Consider the following 21205-nt stretch of genomic DNA (forward strand, 5'->3'; position numbering starts at 1 on the left):
TCCGGTTTACAGACCCAGCGTCTTGGTCTTGAGCGCGTCGTAGTCGGCCTGCGTGATCAGGCCCAGGTCCAGCATCTCCTTGGCCTTCTTCAACTTGGCGATCGGATCGTCGGCGGCGGCCGCGGCCGGCGCCACCGGCTGCTGCAGGCCGCCGATGCCCGCGCCGACCATGCCCGTGGCCATGCCGACGCCCATCAGGCCCGCCGCGCCGCCGTTCTCGCCGGCCGACTGGATGCCCGCCGCGACGCTGGCTTGCAGGTTGGAATTGCCGCGCGCACCCGACAGCGCGTCGGCGCGCTGCACGGTCTTGAGCAGTTCCCGGGTGGTCGCGTCGTACTCGATGGAGACGATGGCGGTCTTGACGATGGCCAGGCCGCGGTCGGACTTCCACTGATAGGCCGCTTCCACCGCGTCGGACAGGCTCTTGGCGAAACCGAGGGAGTCCTGCTGGATCTTGGTGATGCGGTTGCCCTTGTCCGCGTCGTTCGTATACAGACTGAAGGCCGGCGCGAGCGAGCCGACGACTTCGTTGAAGAGCTGGCTGGCGGCGGCGTTGTCGACGTCGGTGAAATCGAAGACCTGGCCGGGCCGCAGGTAGGTGGCCGGCACGAAGTTCTTCACGAACAGGATCGGATCGACGATCTTCAGCGTGTAGGAGCCGCGCGTCAGCGCGCCGACCTGCGTGTTGAGGAAGCCATCGTTCCAGTAGATCTCGGACTGCGTGCCGAAGCGATTGTCCGGCAGTTCCTTCAGGGAGACGAAGAACGCGGCCTGCTGCGCGCCCGGCTGGCCGCCGAACTTGAAACGCTCCCAGCTTTGCTTGATCAGCGAGCTGACCAGGCCGTCGCCGGCGAAAATGGATTGGGAGTTGAGGTCGTCCGACCGCCATTCGTAGCCGCCGGGCTCGGCGACGAATCCGGTGATCGCGCCGTCCTGGAACAGCAGCAGCCCGTAGCCCTCGGGAACCACGATCTTCGAACCGTTGCTGATGATGTTCGAGGAACCGCTGGTATTCGAACCGCGACCGGCATTGGTACCGCGCGGCACCGCGGCGAACAGCGCCGCGGTCGGCGGCAGGCCATCGGGAACCGTATAGAAGTCCTTCCACTGGTCGGCGAGCACGCCACCGACCGCACCCGCCACCGCCTGCACCAGACCCATGACCTTCCCCACGTTTCTTGGCCGGGCACCGTGCCCGCCTTGCACGCCGAAACTATACAGTTCCGCGCGGCGCGCTGGAGGCGGGCCGGCTCAATCGGCGCTGGTCCAGGCGAACCGGCGGCTCTTGCGCCTATGCGCAGCGCCCGGCTTCGACCGTCTCCTTCTGTACGGTCCGACCGGCCGGCGCGTTCGCCTGGGCCAGCGCCTCTCCCGACGCCCGGCCAGGCGGGCCATCTTGCGTTCGCGCCACGCGGCCCGAGCGCAGCGCGCCGGCGGGCGCTTGCCATCGGCCCAGAGGCTATTTCGGGCGGGTACCGGTCGCGAGTCCCCCGACGCAGGGGGCGCCTTCGCCTCAGCCGCGACTTGCTCGCCCGATAGTCGCGGCGCCTTGCTGCGGCGCATCAGCAGCCAGGCGCCGCCGGGCCTACAATCGTGCGAGCAACGGCTGTCCGCTTAGCCATGGTCCCTCACGCGTCAGCGTTCACCGGAGGCTGCAATGCGACTTCTCGCTCTTGCCGCGGTACTGCTCATGTTCTCGGCCGCGACCTATGCCTACGAATGGCCCTTGGGCATCCCCAGCGACGCCAAGTCCCAGTACTTCATCCTTGAAATCGGCGGCAAGTGGCCCGGACGCACCGTCATCACCAAGCGTACGGGCGCCGATGGCACGAACTATTCGAAGCGCTTCTACGACTGCCTCAACGGCTCGGTGAAGTACCTCGGCAACGGCGCTACGCTGGACGACATGGCGCGCTCGAAACCGGACCAGGACATGGCGCCGGTGGCGCCGCGATCGGTGGCGGACTATGTGGGGCGGGAGGCGTGCAAGCGCTAGCTTCAAAAATCGAGCACGAAGATAAAGCGAGTACCCAACCCAATCCCCAGCCGAGTCGAACGCAGGTCGCGATTCGGCTCAATCGAGCTTCGCCCCATGACAAAGTTCACCGTAGCCTTCGCGCTGGCGGCATTCCTGCCAGGAACCGGTGTCGCCTGCAGTTTGGTCACGTCGCCACCCTTTAAGATCGAAAGCGCGGGGCGGGTGACCGCTGCGCCGCCGACGCTGGAGGTCCGCAAAGTCAACCTCGTTCCATCGGTGGGCGACGTCGGCGACAGCTGTAATGGCGTTGGCTTCATTTCGGTTGAGGTGGCGCTCGCTGGCGGGTCGGCTCGCAAGCTCAAGCACTATGGATTCTTGGTGCGGCCCATCTCCGGCGTGAACGGCAAGAACCTCTTCCCCGACTACCCGTTAGCATTGGCGCCCAGGATTCTCAGCAAAGCTCCCGTCATCAGTTGGGCATGGACCGGAATCACGCCGGACTCAGACGGCCATGTGCGCTGGAAGTTCGAGGTGGTGCCGGTATCGAGCACGGGAGTCTTCGGAGCGCCGGTCACTGTATGCGCGGCTTCTGACGATTCATGCGACCAACCTACGGGAGGCAGGCCATGACCGTCGCCACCATCCAATCGCTGTTCGGCTACAAGGCCTGGGCCAACGCCGAGCTGTTCGCGCTGCTGGAGTCCGTGCCCGCCGAGCACGCCGGTCCGCTGCACTCCTGCATCCGCATGCTCAACCACGTCTACGTCGCCGACCGCATCTTCCGCGCGCACCTGAGCGGCGAGCCGCGGCCGTTCGATGCGACGAATACGCAGGACACGCCTGGCCTGCAGCAGCTGCGGGCCGACGTGAGGGCCACGGATGCCTGGTATCTGGACTACGTCTCCACGCTCGCCGAACCGGTCCTGGCCGAAGTCCTGGATTTCCGGTTCACCGACGGCGACCGCGGCCGCATGTCCCGCGAGGAGATGCTGCTGCACATCGTCACGCATGGCGGCTATCACCGCGGCAATGTCGGCGAGATGCTCAAGTCCATCTCGATCGATGCGCCGCGCGATCTGTACACCAAGTTCCTACACCAAAGCGAGCCGTCCAGGCGAGGTGCCTGAGCGTATGCGCCGCGCTCAGGCCGGGCCGAACGCCGCCAGGAACAGCAGGGCGAGTGCGGTAACGGCGGCGGTCGCATGGCCGACGACCAGCCACGCCGGAAGCAGGCGCTGGCGCCATTTGTAGGCCAGGCTCATGACCGCACCGCCGGCGGCGGCCAGCAGGAACAGCGCCAGCGCCAACACCGCCGAGGACGGCACAGTCAGCGTGCAAACGGCATAAGCCAGCAGCGTCAAACCCGACGCGGCCAGCAAGCCGTGCAGCATGGCCAGCCAGGCGGGTGGATTGCGCTTGCGCGAGAAGCGGATGATCGCCATGAGCAGACCGCCCAACGCGGTGATCGCCAACAGGATGGTCGCGGTCTGCAGCATGGTCGTAATCCTCGGTTCGATGGGCAGACCAGCCGCGCTCGGCTGGGCGGTACTGAGATCAGGCGCTAGCGCGCCGGCGTCACGCGCCAGACGACATTGCCGACATCGTCGGCTACCAGCACCGCGCCGCGGCCGTCGATCGCCACGCCCACCGGCCGCCCGCGCGCCTGCCCACGCTCGTCCAGGAAGCCGGTGAGCACGTCTTCGATCGGGCCGGTGGGCCGTCCGTTCGCGAACGGCACGAAAACGAGCTTGTAGCCGCTAGGCGGCTTGCGGTTCCACGAACCGTGCAGGCCGATGAAGGCGCCGTTGGCGTAGCGCGCAGGAAGCAGCTTGCCCTCATAGAACGCCAGCCCCAGGGCGGCGACGTGAGCGCCCAGCGCGTAGTCGGGTGCGATCGCCTTGGCCACCATCGCGGGGTCCTGCGGTTGCACGCGCGTATCGACATGCGCGCCGTAGTAGCTGTACGGCCATCCGTAGAACGCGCCGTCGCGCACCGAGGTGAGGTAGTCGGGCACCAGGTCGCTGCCAAGCTCGTCGCGCTCGTTCGCCACCGTCCACAGGGCGCCGCTTTGCGGTTGCCAGGCCAGACCCACCGGGTTACGCAGGCCGCTGGCATAAACGCGGCCCTGGCCGGTCTTGACGTCGATCTCATGGATCGCGGCGCGGCCGGCTTCGATGTCCATGCCGTTCTCGCCGATATTGCTGTTCGAACCGACGCCCACGTACAGCTGGCCGCCGTCGCGACTGGCCAGCAGGCTCTTGGTCCAATGATGATTGCGCGGCGCGCCGGGGAGGTCCGCCAACTTCGTCGGCACGGCGTCGATGCGCAGATCGCCAAGACGGTACGGCACGTGCACGATCGCGTCGGCGTTGGCGACGTAGAACTCGTCGCCGATCAGCGCCATGCCGAACGGCGACATCAGGTTCTGCAGAAAGACCGTGCGGACTTCCGCCACGCCATCGCCGTCGGCATCGCGCAGCAGGGTGATGCGGTTGGCGCTGGGCGCCGCGGCGCCGGCCTTTGCGAAAGCCGATTTCATGAACATGCCGCGGATCGGATTCGACGCGGGGTCCGGCGTCGGCGGACGATTGCTCTCCGCGACCAGCACGTCGCCGTTGGGCAGCACATACAGCCAACGTGGATGCTCCAATCCGGCCGCGAACGCGTTCACCGCCAGTCCCGCCGCCGGCGTCGGCTTCGCGCCCGTCGGCCAGCCGACGGCCTTGGCCACTTTAACGGTGGGGATCAGCGTAGAGGCGGGCTCAGGCAGCGTCGGATTCGGCCCGGTATCGGCCTTGGCGGCAAGGCGGGCGGAGCCGCCGCAACCGACGACGACCGACAGCGTCAGCGCATACGCGGTCGCGCGTGCGAGCGGGGTGATGCGGAGCATGGCGGCCTCCTGATGGGGCAGCGCAGCCGAAACGCAATCTGCCTACGCGCTTCAGTGTCCGCTGCGCGCCATGAAGTCGATGTGACTTCGTATTCGCCGGGTGAAGGCGTGGCTACCGCAAAACGTTAACTCATGAAAACCTGCCTTTCACCGGAGATTTCCCGCAGAGAACTAATCTGCCCCTAGTTGTCGAACCAAGGCCAACGCGGCAAAGGAGAGGACGGCGCATGTACGTGATCATGGGCGGTACGGGGCATGTGGGGTCGGCCACCGCTGAGGCGCTGCTCGCGCGCGCAGAGGCGGTCGCTATCGTTACCCGCTCCGCCGAGCGCGCCAGCGAGTGGCGTGCGAAGGGCGCGGATATCGTCGAGGCGGATGTGGAGGACGCGGCGTCGCTGCATGCGGCCTTGCGGCGCGGACACCGTGCTCTCCTGCTCAATCCGCCCGCCGATACCAGCACGGATACCGACGCGGTCGAAAGGCGCACCGTCGCCAAGATTCTGGCCGCGCTCGAAGGCTCGGGTCTGGAGAAGGTGGTCGCGGAATCGACCGGGGGCGCGCAGCCAGGCGATCGCATCGGCGATCTCAACGTGTTGTGGGAGCTGGAGGAAGGCCTGCGCGGACAAACCATCCCGGCGGCCATAAACCGGGCGGCCTACTACATGAGCAACTGGGACGGGCAACTCGATGCCGTCCGCGCCACGGGCAAGCTGCAAACCTTGTTTCCCGCCGATCTGGCGCTTCCCATGGTCGCGCCGCGCGATCTGGGTTGGGCGGCCGCTACCAGGCTGTTGTCGTCGCTGGACGACACGGGCGTGCGCTATGTAGAGGGTCCGCGTCTGTACTCGTCCAACGACGTCGCGCACGCGTTCTCGCAAGCCCTGGGGCGACCGGTGGAGGTGGTGGTCACACCGCGCGAAGCATGGAAGCAGGCCTTCCTCGGGCTGGGATTCTCCGATGCCGCGGCCGACTCCTACGCGCGGATGACCGCGGCCGCCGTCGATAGCGGCTTCGATGTGTCGGACGACCCACTGCGAGGCAAGACCACGCTCAAGACCTATGTTCGGGATCTGGTAGAAAAGTCGCAGGATGAGGGATAGGGCGATGACGGGCCCGCCGTGTTCGCGTTCGTTCGACGCGAACTCGGGCACCGTCTCGGCTATTCCGGCGCGCAGCCTACGCTGTGCCGCATGGCCGGCGACGGTGAGACAAGAATGTCCTAGTCGCGCAAAGCCGAACGAATTCATGTGGCAACCGTTTTCCGTGCGCTCCACGCACGCGTAACGCCGCGATGACCTGTCGCTGCGGGCTTACGCGTTGAATACGTTACACAGGGACCGTGCATCAGCCATGGAGGCTAGCGCAACGTAACCGCGCCTATCGTAGTGCCATCGTCGTTCGCCGACGGTGTCGTCCGCAGTACGCATCGGGTCGTCAGACCGAACCCCCGCTATGCATCCGAGACCGGCTTCAAGCCCGGATGGGCGAAGCCATGCCGTCCCGCTGCCGAATCGTCGTGTACCGACGATGGACGCCTGTCACCAGGCAAACCCGAACCATCATGGAGAGTACGAGATCATGGAAAGGACGAACGACAATCTAGGGCGGATAGGAACGCCGCCGCAGCGACGCGGCGTGCGGGCCGCGGTATGGGTGGCCTCCGGCTTGATCGCCGCGATGCTGCCGCTGGGCACGAGCATGGCCCAGACGCCGATGGCGCCGCTGATCAACGAGAACGCGCCCAAGCGTATCCCGGGCCAGTACATCGTGGTCTACAAGCAGGGCGTGGCCAGCAAGTCGCTGCAGACCTCGCAGGAGCGCGTGCGCGCGCTAGGCGGCAAGATCGGTTACGTCTACACCAGCGCGCTGCGCGGTTTCAGCGCGACCTTGCCGGACAACGCCGTGCGCAGCCTGCGCCAGAACCCGGACGTCGCCTACATCGAGGTCGACCAGGTCGGCGATCTCAACGTCGTCCAGAACAACCCGCCCGCGGGCCTGGACCGCACCAGCGAGCGCCTGCTGCCGTTGGATCTGCGCTACACCTACAGCGAAACCGGCAACAACGTGCATGTGTACGTGATCGACACCGGCATCCGCGCCACCCATAACGAAATGGTCGGGCGCGTGTCGGGCGGCACCAACACCATGAACCTGGCCGCCGGCACCGGCGATTGCCACGGTCACGGTACTCATGTCGCGGGTACGATCGGCGGCACCACCTTTGGCATCGCCAAACAGGCGCTGCTGCATCCGGTGCGTGCGGGTGATTGCGCCAACACCTACCTGGCGCCGGTGATCGCGGCAGTGGATTGGGTCACGGCCAACCGCGTGCTGCCCGCGGTCGCCAACCTCAGTTCCGGCTTCTCGCCCAGTCCTACCCTGGACACGGCGATCGCGAACTCGGTGGCGTCCGGCGTCACCTACTCGGTCGCCGCGGGCAACAACAACGGCGACGCCTGCAACATCTCGCCGGCGCGTGCGCCGACGGCGATCACGGTGGGCGCGATCAATCCGAACAATGACACCCGTGCCAGCTTCTCCAACTGGGGCACCTGCGTCGATCTGTTCGCACCTGGCGTGAGCACCCTGTCGGCCGGTATCGCCAACGATGCCTCGACGGCGGTGATGTCGGGCACCTCGATGGCGGCCCCGCACGTGGCCGGCGTGGCCGCGCGCTATCTGCAGATCCACCCGGCATCGACGCCGGCGGCGGTCTGGGCGGCGATCCACAACGCCGACAACACCGCGGCGACTCCGGGCTGGCCCGGCGTCATCAATCGCGGTGTGGGTTCGCCGAACGAGCAACTGCACTACGGCTCGCTCAACGACGGCTTCAACGACGGCGACCCACATATCACCACCGTCAATGGTCTGTACTACGACTTCCAGCCGGGCGGTGAGTTCGTGGCCCTGCTCGGCGGTATGGGCATGGAGATCCAGACCCGCCAGACGGTCGTTCCCAGCGCACCGTGGGTCAGCGTCAACACCGCCATCGCCGCGCGCGTGGGCAGCTATCGCGTCACCTGGGTGCCCAACCTGAGCGGCGTGCCGGATCCCAGCGGGCTGCAGTTGCGCGTGAACGGTACGCTCGTCAGCCCCGGTCCGGGCGGCATCGCCCTCGGTGTCGGCGGCCGCGTCAGCAAGTACGGCAGCAACGGCATCCAGATCGACTTCCCCGACGGCACCACGCTGATCGCGACCTCGAACTGGTGGTCGAACCAGAGCCAGTGGTACATCAACGTGCGCGCGTACCACACGCCCGCCACCGAGGGCATCATGGGCGTGCTGACGGCCAACGAATGGACCCGTCCGGGCTTCGTCGACTCCTGGCGCGTGACCGACAAGACCTCGCTGTTCGATTACGCCAAGGAAGACTCGACCGGCAACTACCGCAAGGATCCCTTCCCGGAGGACAAGATCCCGCCGATGAAGCCCGAGAACGTCGAGCTGGCGCGCCGCGTCTGCGAACCGCTGAAGGACCGCAAGATCCGCGGCGACTGCGAGTTCGACGTCGGCACCACCGGCGACGAGATCTTCGCCGAAAGCGCGAAGGTCAGCCAGGACGTGCAGCGCGGCGGCACCAAGACCTCGCTGGGCGCCAACGCCAAGGGCGACAGCCTGATCCTGACCGCCACCGTCGCGCGTTTCGCGCGCGGCCAGGAAGTGCCCACCGGCGCCGCCCGCCTGCTGGTCGACGGCAAGGACATCGCCGAGCCCGCCGGGCTGGACAAGACCGGCCGCGCCAACTGGACCGTGTCGGAAAGCGCCATCAAGGGCCTAAGCGTGATCGCCGAGTACGTGCCGGCCAAGGACAGCGAGTTCCTGCCCAGCACCAGCGGCGCGCTGGACTACGGTCGCGAAGCCAAGCGTGTCAGCAACCCGCTGGCCGACCCGATCTATCTGCGTCTGTCCAAGTAAGCAGGGATGAAACCAGCCGGTCGCCATGGGGCGCCGGATGAAACAGCGCCGCGAACGCGGACGCGCCCGGGCATCGCCGACAGGTCGGTGGTGTCCGGGCGTTTGCGCTGAAGGGGCGGCTGCAGGCCCTATGTCGGAAGACCCGATTGACGGCATCCTGGGCCAAACCCAGAATTCGCGCGACTCCCCACGTGGGGCAGAGTCAGGTACCCAATGGAGTTCGACTCTTTAGGCCCCGTTTCAAGCGGCCTCATCGGCGGCGCGATTGCCGTCTGGCTGACCTCGCGCTGGGCGCGCACGCTGCCAAGAACCTACAACGCCAAATCCCGGGATGCCCTGCTCAGGCAGCATCGCCTGTCGACCTGGGTGGCCAATGCGCTGTTCATCGCAGGGATCTTTTTTGGCGTGGCGCTGTACCCGCTCGGCGGCTATGAAGATTCCGATCCCGTCCCGGTGCTGTGGGGATTCGGCTTGGCGAGCGTGCTGCCGTTGTTGGCCTTGGGTCTGATCCCCCTCGTCACCGGCCGCAATGTCAAGGAAGCCTACGTCGCATTCGCCTGGGCTCAGGACACTCCGCTATGGCTGACGTACAGCGTGCTGGGCGGGGGTGTCGTGGCATTCGCGTTCGCGCTGGCGAGCCTTCGCGCCTGACCGGCCGTTCAAGCCGAAGTCGCTGCGCGGCGAAGCAGGCGCTGGGGCACCGGGGCGACCGAAATCCCCGCTGAAATCGCATCCCCGCCCACCGCCTGACCCGGCCCCGAAACCGGGCGTATGATGGCCTGGCCCACTGCGAACGGACCCGGGGGCAAGCGGAGTCCGCCGGCAGGCGCAGTACGCATGAAACGCCGATCCACCCCCTTCAGGGAGGAAGTGGAATGCTCAAGCGATTCGTGGACTTCTTTCGCGATCCGCCGCCGGCGCAAGCGCCCGCGCCCGGCGCACCGCAGCCGCGGCAAGCCAGCGCCTTGGCCGACAACGATTACAGCCGGGAGAGGCTGCCCGCGTGCGGCGGCCCCCGGCGCACCAGCCACGGTCCTCTAGCCGAAACCCTGCGCTACCGGCGCGGTTTCGAGAACGCGCTCATGCTGGGCCTCGACCTGCCTGTCCTGCCTCACCCGGGCAAGCCTGTGGACGCCGACCGCATTGCCCTGCGGACCAGTGCCTTGGGCGCCTTCGTCAACACGGCCATGCTGTACCCCATCACCCTGGGCGAGGAAGGCGCGCAAGCCGGTCGTGACCCGGGATCGATGATGGTCACTCAGCAGGAACAGGCCGGGCTTAATCCGATGGGGACGCAGACGACGCCGTCGTTACTGACGCCCACCAGGAAGGGGCACCAGTAGGCGAAGGGTGGAAGACAGAGCAGCGCTTTGCGGAAAGGAGCGGAGCCTGTTTTGGAAAATGGTGGATGTTCCGGATTTGTGGCCTTAGCGCCAAAGGAGCGATCGATGCGATGTCTTACCCTCGGTGCTGCACTGCTGATGTGCTCGGCCGCAACGTACGCGTACGAGTGGCCGCTAGGCATCCCCACTGACGCCAAGGCCCAGAACTACATCCTGGAAATCGGTGGCAAGTGGCCCGGCCGCACCCTCATCACCCGCCGCACGGCGGCCGGCAGCACGAACTACTCCAAGCGCTTCTACGACTGCCTCAACCACACCGTGAAGTTCCTCGGCACCGGCGGAACGCTGTCCAAAATGGCCTTGTCGAAGCCCGAGGCGGACATGGTACCGGTGGCTCCGCAGTCGGTGGCGGATTATGTGGGGCGGGAGGCGTGCAAGCGATGATCCAATGGCGGCTGCGATTAGCCGGAAGTGTTACTGTTCGAGCGATATCTAAGGTGGGTGTGGGAAACAGATTCGCTAAGCTTTGCGGGCAAATGTCTTCTGTTCTTTTCCTGCGCATCTGTGCTAATCGTTTGAAGTGGCGCCATTACAATGGAGAACGGGAATTATATGGTCCAAAGGCGAAATAGTTCCGAAGCCGAAAGTCGACTTGTAAGTGTGACTTGGGCGCAGTTGGCCGGCGATGCCACTTCGTCTGTTTCGGCTGCACGTCAACGAATACTGGCGTGGGTTGCAGAAAGGACCAGCGAGATATTGCCCTCCGTCGCCTACGACGGTCGATCTTTTTCCCTCGCTCTGGGTAATGGAGCAGCGGTGTCCGGGCAGGGCATCTGGGCGTTGCGGTTTGATACCGCCGATGAAAAACTGAAAGAAGACGGCATTGAGCGTAGGTGGCGGACTGAAGTCGTTTTAGCTCGAATCGCTAGAGAGCCAATGGCTCATTTGTCCCTGCGTCTGTCTGTTGTTACAACCACTCCAGGCGTCCCATTTGGTAGGACCGCGCCCAAATTGCTGCGCACATTGGCTAGTGAGCAGGGTTTGGTTTTTGATGGTGTTACCGATCTAGAAAATTACGGTGCCGACTTGGAATTGTTGGTTCAGCTTCTCGAGCAACCCGAGCGGCGGCCAGTCATTCTTGTGGCAGAAGACGATGCTGGTCGCGTCACTGTGAATGTAGATCGGCTGAAGAACGGAGCGATTGGGTTTGCGCATGTTGTGAGAGTTCCATCAGTGACAGCGCGAGCCTTTATCCGAGAGGTTGGGGGAAGGTGGGCTGTGTTTCCTGGTGGAATTCGAATTTATTATCCGGGTGTTGATTTCTCCGAGTCTCAATTTCGTGCGCACCCGTTCTGGTCATTGGCGTCAATGCCGCGCGAGTCCTCGGATATACGAAGATTCGAGCAGCGACTAATTTACCGGCTTCTGGCGATGTCGGTAAATCGTACAGATATCGATGATCTCGCTCCTAGCTTCGGCGCAGTTGATGCGATGCTCCGCGAAGCGCAATTGCTGGCCGCAGCTCGCGCTTCCGAGGAGGCCCAAGCGAAAGCGGAGGCTGCGAGCACGATGCAGGAGAAGTGGGCGGCTCAGCAGGAGCAACTAGATACTCTGCACGTGGAAGTTTCCAGCCTTAAGGGGGAGTTGCAGGCTGTAAAAGAACGCTCTAGGGAGGTTGTTCAAGATCGTGACATGGCTTATGACGCCAATGAGGAGTACACCGCTGAAATTGAGCGCTTGCAAGGACAGCTCTATGGGCTAGGCGCGAAAGTGCGAGCTCTGGAAGGCAAGCTATTGGAGCGAGGCGACGCCACTGTTCAAGCGGTTCCCATCCCCAGCTCTTTCAACGAGCTCGCAGGTTGGGCGGAAACCTACTACCCAGACCGCTTGGTGGTTTTGCCCAAAGCAGCTCGTGCTGCAAAGAAATCGGTTTATGACGATGTTGCTCACATCTACCAGTGTTTGATGCTGCTGGCCGACGAGTACGTCGACTATAGGCGTGGCGAGCCTGGCGCTCAGATGAAGTATCAGGATGCCTGTTCCCATCTTCGAGTAGAAGTTACACCCGTTGGAGCTGCGCTGGATAATAGAAAATATAGAGATCAGTTTCGAACGCCTTATAAGTCTGGCTATTCAGAAATTGATCTGCATTTGTCCCCTGCGCCCGGCACTTCGGAGCGGGGCAGTTATGATCCGAAACGAACGTACCGGATCTATTTTTTCTGGGATGAAGAGAATGAGTTCGTCGTGGTGGGCAGTCTGCCTGCGCACCTCACCACCAGTCTGACGAACTAAATGATCATATGGTTGAGGCGAGCAGTTATGGAGTACTGCGAAAGCCATGCCTAACCCCAAAATGGGTTATTTCGAGTTGGGCATTAGGCTTTGTATATGCCTGCTGCCTTGCACAAGCCCGAGTACGTACGTTTGCGCCAATTGCTGGTCGAAGCGCGTGAGCGGGCCGGCCTAACTCAGGTGCAGGTGGCGCAGAAGCTGCAAAAGGCCCAGTCGTTCGTCTCGAAGTACGAACTGGGCGAGCGACGCCTGGACGTGATCGACTTCATGCACGTCTGCGCGAGCCTGGGTGTCGACCCGGCCGATCTGCTGCGGCAGATCGCTAAGTCCCGTAAGTAGTCTCCTAGCTCCGTCCTCCTCCATTGAGCTGACTGCCCTAACTTGAGGGGCCAATCAGGTGCCGATTGGCTTACCCCAAAATGGGTTGAAATTATCCCAAAATGGGCTATAAGGATGTTGTGCGGTTGGCCAGCTGAGCAATCGCATGGAAGCCTTCGCTTTCCCAGTTGCTCCGGCTTTGGGCGGCGACGGCACGGTCGGCAACAGCGCCTGCAAGTTGCGGCGCCAGATCCTTGAACTCAGAGGGAACCGGGTATGCCCAACGCCACACAAGACACGTCCTTCTCCATCCCGCTTCATCGTTACGGACCGTACCTGGACGATGCCGGTTTGGCCTTCGCGCGCACCTGCTCCCACGATCTCCGCGTCTCCGTCGCCTACTTCTACGCCGACAACGACCTGCTGGCCGAGGCGATCCTGGCCTTCGGTCTGCTGAGCGAGCCGGAGCGGCGACAGGCCCTGCGCGACATGAAGGCCAAGTTGGGCTACGGCCCGGACGACGAGGGCGGCGGAAGTAAGCGGGGCGGGGTACGGAAGGCGCGTTGATCTGACGCTAATCATCGGCGGCCTGATCGGAAGGGTGCGCGCCCCTTCGCGAAGGGCGTCGCCGGCTTCGCGTAAGGCGTTGCGGCGTGACCGAACCCGCCGGCGGCCTTGCGGAAGGCGCCGCAGTGATTCGCGAAGGCCGGCGCCGGCTTCGCGTAAGTCCTGGCCGTATTCCCGAAGCCGCCGACGGCCTTCCGTCATGTGTCGCAGCGATTCGCGAAGGGCGGCCCCGGCTACGCGAACGGAAACAGGGGTCAGAGTCGACATTCTAGAGAACCCATTCTGATCCTTGTTTCGCTGATGCAATGCCTGAGCGCGGGCGCGCATTTCCGCGATCCACCGTATGCGCACAAGCCATTTTTTCGACAGGTTTGCGCGATGCGCTTGTGGGTCAGTCCCACTGCGTGGTCTTCAACGCAGCCTGTCAGCGGAGAGGGCCGCGGCCTGCGAGGCAAACTTAGCGCAAAAAAAATGGGAGGGTTGGCGCCAGTGGGCTGGTGGGTGCTGGAAATGCTCCTTCGATGGGCGGATGAGTCGCCGTCCCCGGAGAGCACTTCTGGCCTATATCCGTTCGTAAGGGGACGGTGTTAGCTTGCGCGGGCCCACGCTGCCGTGTGCAAAAAAACCAGAGGCCCTTGTGAGTGTCAATCGATCCGTTTTCTTGATAACGATCATCGCCGCCGCCTGGGCCACGCAGCCCTTCGTCGTGCGAGCGCAGTCGGCGAGTGCGTCGGCCGCCGAACGCCACAAGCAAGTGGACGCGATCTTCGCGCCGTGGAGCGGCACCAATACGCCAGGCTGCGCGGTGGGAATTTCCCGCGACGGCGTGCTGGATTACACGCGCGGCTACGGGATGTCGAATCTCGAGTACGACATCGCCATCACCCCGGAATCGATCTTCCAGGTCGGTTCCGTCTCCAAGCAGTTCACCGCCTTCTCGATCGCACTGCTGGCGCAGGACGGAAAATTGTCGCTGGACGACGACATCCGCAAGTACCTGCCGGAGATGCCGGACTTCGGTAAGACGATCACCATCGCGCACCTGATCCATCACAGCAGTGGCCTGCGCGAGCAGGGGCAGCTGCTGTATCTGGCCGGATGGCGCGGCGACGACATGATGACCGAGGCCGATATGCTGGCGGTCGCTGCGAAGCAGCGAGGGCTGAATTTCGCGCCAGGGACCGAGACGCTCTACAACAACCTCGGCTATACCATGCTGGCGGTCATCGTGAAGCGCGTATCCGGCAAGCCTCTGACGGTCTTCGCCCAGGAAAGGATATTCCAGCCGCTGGGCATGACCGACACGCATTTCCAGGACGACCACACCGAGATCGTGCGGCGCCGAACCGCGGGATATCAGGCGCACCGGGACGGCGGATGGCGCATCAGCATCCCCGCGTCCGACTACTACGGACCGACCGGCCTGTTCACCACGGTGGGCGACCTGCTGAAGTGGCAGGACAACTTCATCCACGCGCGTGTCGGTGGACAAGCGCTGGTGGCGTCCATGCAGACATCGGCCCTATCGGACACCGGCGTGGCGAGCGGCTACGGTGGCGGTGTATTCGTCCGCAATTACCGGGGCCTGCGCACGGTAGGGCACGACGGCGTGCATGCCGGGTATCGTGCGGACGCGGTTAGCTTCCCCGATCAGCGGCTGGCGATCGTGACCTTGTGCAACGGCGCCACGATTGCTCCGCCGGAGCTCACGCAGAAAATCGCGGCCGTGTATCTGGGTGATCGCATGACGCCCGTGGCGCCCGCGGTGAAAGTGCCGGAACCGGCGTTGTCGGCGCTGGCCGGCGTCTATTGGAGTTCGCTGACGGATGAAGTGGTACGAGTGGAGGTGAAGGACGGTGCATTGCGCCCCACTGGCGCATCGACGCCGCTAGAACCGCTCGGGAACGGGCTATTCCGCTTGGGCGAGACGACGAGATGGCAATTCGACGGCTCCGCAGGCAATGCGCTGAAAGCGCCCGAGCTGCGGATCTGGGATGCCTGGCCTACGCCAAGAATTTTTACCCGCGTCAACGCATCGGTGCCCTCGGCCTCGGCGCTGGCATCGTTCGCGGGGCGGTACCGCATCGACGAGGTCGATATGACTTATACGGTGCTCATGGCGGACGGAAAGCTGACCATGCGATGGCCTCGCCAGACCGATCTCGTGCTTGAAGCCGTCGGCGGCGATCGCTTCGTCAGCGGCGCATGGACGGTGACCTTCACGCGCTCGGCGTCGGGCGCGGTGGATGGCTTGACGCTTACCGCGCGTCGTTTGCGTCGCATGCGCGCGGAGCGGCTCACGACAGCGGAGACGCCTGTGATTCGAGCCGGTAACAGCATCTAGGCGAGATGCGGCCGATGACGGTCCTCGTCTCGGTCGCTTGCGCGACTCCAGCTAGATAAGCCCCAGTTGAGTCGCGTTCAACGTAGCTGCCGCCCGCGTGCCAGCCTCCAGCTTGCGAAACACGCTCTCGACATGGGGCGCACCGTGCTGGGGCTGATGCGGCGCAACCGCTGGCGTTGCGTGCACGGGCGTCGCGCGGCTTAGGCCTGCAACGTCGTCGCGATCCGTACTTCGCCCGTTAGTACCTTGTGGATCGGGCAGGCGTTCGCGATCTGCAGCAGGCGCTCGCGCTGTTCGTCGCTCAGCTCGCCTTGCAGCGCGATCTTGCGCTCGATGTCGGTGCCCGCCGCCGGCTTGCCGTCCGGGTTGAAGCGCAGCGCGACTTCGACGCCGGCCAGCGGCCATTGCTTGCGCGCGGCGTACATGCGCACGGTGATCGCGGTGCAGGCGCCCAGGCTGGACAGCAGCAGGTGCTCGGGCGTGGGGCCGGTGTCACCGCCGCCCAGGTCGGCCGGTTCGTCGGCCTGCCAGGTATGGCCGACGTCGTCGATGAAGGTCACCACGTAGGGCGTGGGCTGGGTGCTGGCGCGGACGGTCGCGACGGTCATGGCGTTCCTGAAGGCTTGCGGCATTGATGCCGCCGAGGCAGACCTTAAGCCCGCGCCGGCACTGGCACCAGCCGGGGCGGTCGCACGGACCGTCCCAGTGGCCGAATGATGCCTCGCTGATCAATCCGATTCAGTGCCCAGGCCGGGAGGATCGGCATCAGGGATCGGGGCTATCCGCAAGGCTTGGCTATCGGTGCAAGATAGGTGAGCCGATACCGATCGAGATGCCCATGAGAGTCATGCAGAAGACGCTACAAATACTGAAGCAACGTCAGGCGCTGGTAGACCTGTATCGGGACCATCTTTCCAGCGAGTCGCTGTCCGGTGTAGTCACCGACTACTCCGAGGACTTCGTATACCTCAGCCTCTTCACCGAAGCAGGCCAGGCCAACGGCATCGCGGTCTGCTTCCGCAGCGACATCACCCGGATCCGTTGGGAAGGCAACGAGCGTCAAGCCTTGTCGCAGATGATTGAGGCCACGGGAGCCAAGCCGACCGCGCCTGCGCTGTCCCTCGACTCCCTGCAGTCGGTGCTGGATTCGGTATCGGCGACCTTCGGCTACGTCAATGTGCTCACGGAGCGCATGGACGATTCGGTCACGTTCATCGGCGAAATCGCGGAGCTGGATGCGGAATCCTTGCTTCTGGAAACCTTCGGAACCTATTCCAGTCGGGATCGGAGCAGGCTGTGGCTCAGCCTCGCCGAGATCACTCGCATCGACGCCGATGCCGCATACGAGCGCAGCGTTGTCTATCTGGCGGGAAAGCCCGCTTGATCGGCGCTGTGTCGCGACATACCCGCCTCTGGACCTGCCGAGCTTCGACATAGATCACCGCTCAATACGGGCGGCGCCTTCCAGCGCCGCCCGCGCCGCCGTCAGCGGCCGGCGGTATTGGTTTGCCAAAGCGGCTTGCGTTCGTGGTCGTACACCACCACGTTGCCGTCGTTCTGCACGAACAGCACCGCGCCGCGCTTGCCGCCGGTGTTGCTCGCCCATCGGGTCTGTCCCGCGCCGTCGCGCACGGTCAGGTTGCCGTCGGTCTGCATGTGCAGGGTGTGGCCGCTGCCGTAGACGTGGTTGGCCCAGATCGCGCCTACGTTCTGTTTGTACAGCACCAGGTTGCCGTCGCCCTGGATCGCCAGCGTGAATCGCTGGTCGCAGGAGGTCAGGGTGCCGTTGGTCTCGCGCCAATCGCGCGGATTCAGGCGGCCGCAGGTCGGTACCGTGCGCAGCACCAGGTCGTAGGCGTTGAGGATGGGTTGCAACGGCTGGAAATAGCCCTGCGGCGCCGGATCGCCGCAGTTGTCGTCCCGGCCTTCGGAGAAATGGCCGCCGGAGTACACGCCCTGCGCCTCGGCGCCGGGGGTGATCACCGCACCGCCCGAATCGCCGAAGCCGGCGCAGGCGTTGGATTGGGTCAGGCCTTTGACGACGCCGTACTGCGGGCCGTAGTCGACCGTCACCTGCTTGGCCTGCACGGTGCCGCAGTGGTAACCCGTCTTGTTCCCCGACCGGCACACCGCCGCGCCGATCGGCGCCTCCAGGCCGCCGCGCACGTCTATGTCGACGCCGGCGTAGTTGTAGACCCAGGGCAGGACGTGCCAGAGGTTCGGTTGCGTGTTCTGCACCCAGGCATGGTCGGCGTTGGGAAAGGTGGAGTACGCGAAATGGCCGATAGGGGATTGGTTAGTGCCGCGCACCGCCATGTTGACCGTTCCGCAATGGCCCGCCGTCACGAAGCCGGGCGTGTTGCCGCGAAAAGCCGAGAACCCCATCGAGCACCAGCTATCGGGCGTCAGGTAGCGATCGCCGCCGCGCAGGTCGTGCTGGGGTTTGGGGCGCTGCGCGGAGGTCACGATCTGCACCATCCTGGCATCGATGCCGCTGCGCGCGATCAGCTCGATCGCCGCTTCCTGCGCGCCGGGGTCGATGGTCAGGATGATGCGGTTGTTGGGCAGATCGACGTTCCAGGCCTGCACGCGGGGGCCGTCCTTGCGCATGAGGCCGGCAGTCAGTCCGCGATGGGCCTGATCCAGCTGCGATTGGGCGGCGTCCAGCTCGGCCGCGCTGTGCTTGAACACGCGCACTTCGTCGCCGCTCTGGCGCATGCGGCTGACGGCCTTGCGATCCGTCACGCCCAGGATCAATCGATAGTCGCCGGCCGCGTCGCGCTCCAGCCAGCTGCCGGCATAGTGCGCGCCCAGCCCGGCCCGTGCTTCGGCCTGCAAGCGCATCGCACGATGTTCGGTGGCCAGATAGGCCTGAAGTTGCGAGGGCTTCAGGCCGAGGTCGCGTTGCAAGGCCTGGCGCATGGCGGCCGGTATCGGGTTGGTCTGCGGCTCGGCGGCGTGGCCGATGGCGGGTGCGAGCATCGCGCACAGCGATACGGCCAGCGCCGCGCCGGTGTGAGTGGCATTCATGGGTTCTCTATCCTTCCTTAGTGGTATGGGGCGCACGCACGTCCTGTAGCGTCCGTGCCTATTCCCGTACGAGAGAGGGTGCGGAACCCTGACATTCAGTTATGGATTTTTTCTCGGGGCTGGCATTCGGCCATCCAACGCTGGCCGAGCTGGCGCTGCCAGGAGGACGCGTTGGGCATCGCCTCCAGTTGCCGCAGCGCCGCGGCGAGTTCGCGGCGACGGTCGGCGCCCTCGCAGCGCGCGCGCTCCAGCGCGACCTGTTCGAAGCGCGGTTGCGATTCGACGACGACTTCGCCGGTACGGCGGGCCGCATTGGCTTCCAGCATCGCGGCCGCGGCCGCCATCCGGCCACGTTGCAGCCCGGCCACGGCGCGCAAGCCGTCGATGTCCAGCAGTTGACCATGGCCTTCCGCGTTGCGCCGCGCCGACAGGCGCCGTGCCCGCTCCAGGTCCCGTTCGGCCAAGGCCCATTCGCCGCGCGCCAGCCGCGTCTCGCCACGCCCCAGCAAGGCCGAGACCGCAGCCGGATGCTCTTCGCCGTGGAACTCCAGTGAGCGCTCCACCATGCGGTCGTACTGCCGCAGTGCCTCGTCCAGGCGTTGGGTTTTCAGCGCGGCGAAGCCGAGGTTGCGGCCGATCAGCAGCTCTTCGTCCGGATTGCGCGGCACCAGCTGGCGCACCAGCGCGTCCGCCTCGCGCAGCAGCGGATAGGCCTTGGCCGCGTCGCCATCGGTCAGCGCGATGCCTGCGCTGTTCACCAGCGCACGGACGTAGTCCTTGCGGGTATCGGGGCCGCCGGCTTTGAGCAGCGCGAGGCTGCGATCCAAATAAGTCCATCCCTTGGCCTGGTCGCCTAGCGCGAAGTGGCCGAGGCCGACGTTGCCGAGCAGACGCGGGTACAGCGGGTCCTGGGTTGCGCCGGCGCGCTCCAGCACCTCGGCGGCCTGCGAGCTGTAGCGCAGAAACTGCCGCGGCTGGCCCAGCCCGTAATGCGCGGTCGCCAAGCCGCGCAGCGCGTCGGCTAGAGCGAGCGGGTCGTCCTGATCGCGCAAGGCCGCGACCGCGCGCGCGTAGGCGTCGCGCGCCTGCGTGGGCATGCCCAGGTCGGTGTGGACCTGGCCCAGGGCGTGCAGCAAGGCGGCCAGGGCCTGCGGGGAGTGGCTGCGGCCCTGCTGGTCCTGCAGCTGCTTCATCCCGCGCTCCAGCAGCTCGCGGGCGGTGACTTCGCCGCTGGCGGTCGCCTTCGGCGTGCTGGCGCGGAACAGGCTGACGAAGTAGTCGGCCACGGCGAGCGCCTTCTCGCGCTCGCGTTCGGTACGTTCGAGCTGGCGGTCCAGGCTGTAGATATGAAACGCGGCGAACGCGACGCCGACGGCGACGGTGGCGAAGACGGGCCAGCGACGGCGCAGCGTGCGGCGCAGGCGGTAACCGCGTTCGTGGCGGCGCGCGCGGATCGGCAGGTGTTGCGACCAGCGCAGCAGGTCGTCGGCCAGGGCCTCGGCGCTGGGGTAGCGTTCGCGCGGGTCGGTGGCGGTGGCATGGGCGACGATGCACTCCAGGTCGCCCCGCAAACGCGCGGCCAGGCGCGAGGGCTTCATGGCGCGGGTGGCGGCGATGTCCGCGGCCGCCGCCGGATGCTCGCGCAGCAGGGCGGTCCAGCGCGCGCTTAGCCGCGGCGGCGACTCCCCGCTCTGTGCGGGCGAAACCAGCAGCAAGGCCTGTAGCAGCAGACCCAGTTGATAGACGTCGGTGGCGGTGGTGACCGGTTCGCCGCGGCGTTGCTCCGGGGCGGCCCAGGCGGGCGTCATCGAGCGGGTCTGGGTTTGGGTCGGGTCGGCTTCGTCCAGTAGTTTGGCGATGCCGAAATCCAGCAGTTTGACCTGGCCGGCCGGGTCGACCAGGACGTTGGCGGGTTTGATGTCGCGATGCACGACCAAGTTGCCGTGGGCGAACTGCACGGCCTCGCAGACCTGGCGGAACAGAGCGATGCGCTGTTCGAGCGTGGCCTTGCGGCGGTCGCACCACTGGGTGATGGATTCGCCGGGGACATGCTCCATCGCGAACCACGGTTGGCCATCCGTCGCCAGGCCGCCGTCCAGGAGCTGGGCGATGTGCGGATGCTGCAGGCGCGCCAGCACTTTGCGTTCGCGCAGGAAGCGTTCGGTCAGCGGCGAGAACCCGCCCCAGATCCGCTTCAGCGCGACCTGGCGTTGCCACGCGCCGTCGGCGCGCTCGGCGAGGAACACCTCGCCCATGCCGCCCTGGCCGATGCGCCGCAACAGGCGGTAGGGGCCGACCATGGCGCCGCTCGCTTCTTCGACGGCGGGCTCCGCGCCGGTGTCGCCTTCGTCCAGATGCGACAGCAGGGCGCGCACGCGCTGGGCGAGCTCGGGCTGCGTCGCGCAGGCGTCCCGCAACAGGGTGTCGCGTTGCTCGGGAGAGGCGTCCAGCAGCTGGCGCAGCAAAGGCAGCGCCGCACGGTCGAGAGTATTCATGGCGGGGATCGTTCGATCAGAGAATCG

The 21205-nt window shown here is 65.4% G+C and carries 19 protein-coding genes; 13 read left to right on the forward strand and 6 right to left on the reverse strand.

Annotated features, from left to right (window positions below; all coding sequences use genetic code 11):
* Positions 1 to 6: 6 nt before the first annotated feature.
* Entirely contained in the window at positions 7 to 1161 is a 1155-nt protein-coding gene (locus ASE35_RS09070; protein WP_056178370.1) for an SPFH domain-containing protein, read from the reverse strand.
* 496 nt (positions 1162 to 1657) lie between these two features.
* Here ASE35_RS09070 and ASE35_RS09075 point away from each other — a divergent pair, with 496 nt between their 5' ends.
* From ASE35_RS09075 to ASE35_RS09085, 3 genes are all read left to right on the forward strand, one after another.
* Positions 1658 to 1996, forward strand: coding sequence for a hypothetical protein (locus tag ASE35_RS09075; protein ID WP_057163636.1), 339 nt, complete (start codon positions 1658 to 1660; stop codon positions 1994 to 1996).
* Between the two features lie 96 nt (positions 1997 to 2092).
* The gene (locus tag ASE35_RS09080; protein WP_057163637.1) at positions 2093 to 2608 is read left to right on the forward strand and encodes a hypothetical protein; all 516 of its coding nucleotides are present in this window, start codon (positions 2093 to 2095) and stop codon (positions 2606 to 2608) included.
* Entirely contained in the window at positions 2605 to 3105 is a 501-nt protein-coding gene (locus ASE35_RS09085; RefSeq protein ID WP_057163638.1) for a DinB family protein, read from the forward strand. The genes ASE35_RS09080 and ASE35_RS09085 overlap by 4 nt, the downstream gene beginning before the upstream one ends.
* A gap of 15 nt (positions 3106 to 3120) precedes the next feature.
* Here ASE35_RS09085 and ASE35_RS09090 read toward each other — a convergent pair whose 3' ends face one another.
* Positions 3121 to 3474, reverse strand: a complete 354-nt coding sequence (locus tag ASE35_RS09090; protein WP_157489374.1) for a hypothetical protein — start codon at positions 3472 to 3474, stop codon at positions 3121 to 3123.
* Between the two features lie 65 nt (positions 3475 to 3539).
* The gene (locus tag ASE35_RS09095; RefSeq protein ID WP_057163640.1) at positions 3540 to 4868 is read right to left on the reverse strand and encodes a sorbosone dehydrogenase family protein; all 1329 of its coding nucleotides are present in this window, start codon (positions 4866 to 4868) and stop codon (positions 3540 to 3542) included.
* A gap of 227 nt (positions 4869 to 5095) precedes the next feature.
* Between ASE35_RS09095 and ASE35_RS09100 the strand changes: the two genes are divergently transcribed.
* The 9 genes from ASE35_RS09100 to ASE35_RS09140 all read left to right on the forward strand — a co-directional run bounded on the left by ASE35_RS09100 (position 5096) and on the right by ASE35_RS09140 (position 15653).
* The gene (locus ASE35_RS09100) at positions 5096 to 5968 is read left to right on the forward strand and encodes an NAD(P)H-binding protein (RefSeq protein WP_057163641.1); all 873 of its coding nucleotides are present in this window, start codon (positions 5096 to 5098) and stop codon (positions 5966 to 5968) included.
* 478 nt (positions 5969 to 6446) lie between these two features.
* Positions 6447 to 8786, forward strand: coding sequence for a S8 family serine peptidase (locus tag ASE35_RS09105; protein WP_162250651.1), 2340 nt, complete (start codon positions 6447 to 6449; stop codon positions 8784 to 8786).
* A gap of 213 nt (positions 8787 to 8999) precedes the next feature.
* Positions 9000 to 9437 carry a hypothetical protein gene (locus tag ASE35_RS09110; RefSeq protein WP_056178387.1) on the forward strand — a complete coding sequence of 146 codons (438 nt, stop codon included), beginning with the start codon at positions 9000 to 9002 and terminating at the stop codon, positions 9435 to 9437.
* A gap of 224 nt (positions 9438 to 9661) precedes the next feature.
* On the forward strand, positions 9662 to 10129 hold the full coding sequence (locus ASE35_RS09115) for a hypothetical protein (protein ID WP_056178390.1): 468 nt from the start codon (positions 9662 to 9664) through the stop codon (positions 10127 to 10129).
* A gap of 105 nt (positions 10130 to 10234) precedes the next feature.
* The gene (locus ASE35_RS09120) at positions 10235 to 10573 is read left to right on the forward strand and encodes a hypothetical protein (protein ID WP_157489376.1); all 339 of its coding nucleotides are present in this window, start codon (positions 10235 to 10237) and stop codon (positions 10571 to 10573) included.
* 216 nt (positions 10574 to 10789) lie between these two features.
* Positions 10790 to 12424, forward strand: coding sequence for a hypothetical protein (locus ASE35_RS21170; RefSeq protein WP_157489377.1), 1635 nt, complete (start codon positions 10790 to 10792; stop codon positions 12422 to 12424).
* 96 nt (positions 12425 to 12520) lie between these two features.
* A complete protein-coding gene (locus ASE35_RS09130) occupies positions 12521 to 12763 on the forward strand; it encodes a helix-turn-helix transcriptional regulator (protein WP_056178397.1) in 243 nt (80 codons plus the stop codon).
* 255 nt (positions 12764 to 13018) lie between these two features.
* Positions 13019 to 13309 carry a hypothetical protein gene (locus ASE35_RS09135; protein ID WP_056178399.1) on the forward strand — a complete coding sequence of 97 codons (291 nt, stop codon included), beginning with the start codon at positions 13019 to 13021 and terminating at the stop codon, positions 13307 to 13309.
* 661 nt (positions 13310 to 13970) lie between these two features.
* Positions 13971 to 15653, forward strand: coding sequence for a serine hydrolase (locus tag ASE35_RS09140; RefSeq protein WP_157489378.1), 1683 nt, complete (start codon positions 13971 to 13973; stop codon positions 15651 to 15653).
* 200 nt (positions 15654 to 15853) lie between these two features.
* Here ASE35_RS09140 and ASE35_RS09145 read toward each other — a convergent pair whose 3' ends face one another.
* Positions 15854 to 16261, reverse strand: a complete 408-nt coding sequence (locus tag ASE35_RS09145) for an OsmC family protein (RefSeq protein ID WP_057163644.1) — start codon at positions 16259 to 16261, stop codon at positions 15854 to 15856.
* Between the two features lie 239 nt (positions 16262 to 16500).
* On the opposite strand from ASE35_RS09145, the gene ASE35_RS09150 reads away from it, so the two are divergent.
* A complete protein-coding gene (locus ASE35_RS09150) occupies positions 16501 to 17037 on the forward strand; it encodes a hypothetical protein (protein ID WP_157489379.1) in 537 nt (178 codons plus the stop codon).
* A gap of 101 nt (positions 17038 to 17138) precedes the next feature.
* Here ASE35_RS09150 and ASE35_RS09155 read toward each other — a convergent pair whose 3' ends face one another.
* Positions 17139 to 18683 (reverse strand): alpha-lytic protease prodomain-containing protein, encoded by a 1545-nt coding sequence (locus ASE35_RS09155; RefSeq protein ID WP_057163645.1) that lies wholly within the window; start codon positions 18681 to 18683, stop codon positions 17139 to 17141.
* Positions 18684 to 18778: 95 nt separating this feature from the next.
* Positions 18779 to 21178 (reverse strand): serine/threonine-protein kinase, encoded by a 2400-nt coding sequence (locus tag ASE35_RS09160; protein WP_057163646.1) that lies wholly within the window; start codon positions 21176 to 21178, stop codon positions 18779 to 18781.
* Positions 21179 to 21205 lie beyond the last annotated feature (27 nt).

The sequence above is a fragment of the Lysobacter sp. Root916 genome, assembly GCF_001429785.1.
Taxonomy (GTDB): domain Bacteria; phylum Pseudomonadota; class Gammaproteobacteria; order Xanthomonadales; family Xanthomonadaceae; genus Lysobacter.

Excerpts from the sequence above, each read along its gene's own strand:
- ASE35_RS09070 (WP_056178370.1), bottom strand. The coding sequence starts at position 1,161 with ATGGGTCTGGTGCAGGCGGTGGCGGGTGCGGTCGGTGGCGTGCTCGCC.
- ASE35_RS09075 (WP_057163636.1), top strand. The coding sequence starts at position 1,658 with ATGCGACTTCTCGCTCTTGCCGCGGTACTGCTCATGTTCTCGGCCGCG.
- ASE35_RS09080 (WP_057163637.1), top strand. The coding sequence starts at position 2,093 with ATGACAAAGTTCACCGTAGCCTTCGCGCTGGCGGCATTCCTGCCAGGA.
- ASE35_RS09085 (WP_057163638.1), top strand. The coding sequence starts at position 2,605 with ATGACCGTCGCCACCATCCAATCGCTGTTCGGCTACAAGGCCTGGGCC.
- ASE35_RS09090 (WP_157489374.1), bottom strand. The coding sequence starts at position 3,474 with ATGCTGCAGACCGCGACCATCCTGTTGGCGATCACCGCGTTGGGCGGT.
- ASE35_RS09095 (WP_057163640.1), bottom strand. The coding sequence starts at position 4,868 with ATGCTCCGCATCACCCCGCTCGCACGCGCGACCGCGTATGCGCTGACG.
- ASE35_RS09100 (WP_057163641.1), top strand. The coding sequence starts at position 5,096 with ATGTACGTGATCATGGGCGGTACGGGGCATGTGGGGTCGGCCACCGCT.
- ASE35_RS09105 (WP_162250651.1), top strand. The coding sequence starts at position 6,447 with ATGGAAAGGACGAACGACAATCTAGGGCGGATAGGAACGCCGCCGCAG.
- ASE35_RS09110 (WP_056178387.1), top strand. The coding sequence starts at position 9,000 with ATGGAGTTCGACTCTTTAGGCCCCGTTTCAAGCGGCCTCATCGGCGGC.
- ASE35_RS09115 (WP_056178390.1), top strand. The coding sequence starts at position 9,662 with ATGCTCAAGCGATTCGTGGACTTCTTTCGCGATCCGCCGCCGGCGCAA.
- ASE35_RS09120 (WP_157489376.1), top strand. The coding sequence starts at position 10,235 with ATGCGATGTCTTACCCTCGGTGCTGCACTGCTGATGTGCTCGGCCGCA.
- ASE35_RS09130 (WP_056178397.1), top strand. The coding sequence starts at position 12,521 with ATGCCTGCTGCCTTGCACAAGCCCGAGTACGTACGTTTGCGCCAATTG.
- ASE35_RS09135 (WP_056178399.1), top strand. The coding sequence starts at position 13,019 with ATGCCCAACGCCACACAAGACACGTCCTTCTCCATCCCGCTTCATCGT.
- ASE35_RS09145 (WP_057163644.1), bottom strand. The coding sequence starts at position 16,261 with ATGACCGTCGCGACCGTCCGCGCCAGCACCCAGCCCACGCCCTACGTG.
- ASE35_RS09150 (WP_157489379.1), top strand. The coding sequence starts at position 16,501 with ATGCAGAAGACGCTACAAATACTGAAGCAACGTCAGGCGCTGGTAGAC.
- ASE35_RS09155 (WP_057163645.1), bottom strand. The coding sequence starts at position 18,683 with ATGAATGCCACTCACACCGGCGCGGCGCTGGCCGTATCGCTGTGCGCG.
- ASE35_RS09160 (WP_057163646.1), bottom strand. The coding sequence starts at position 21,178 with ATGAATACTCTCGACCGTGCGGCGCTGCCTTTGCTGCGCCAGCTGCTG.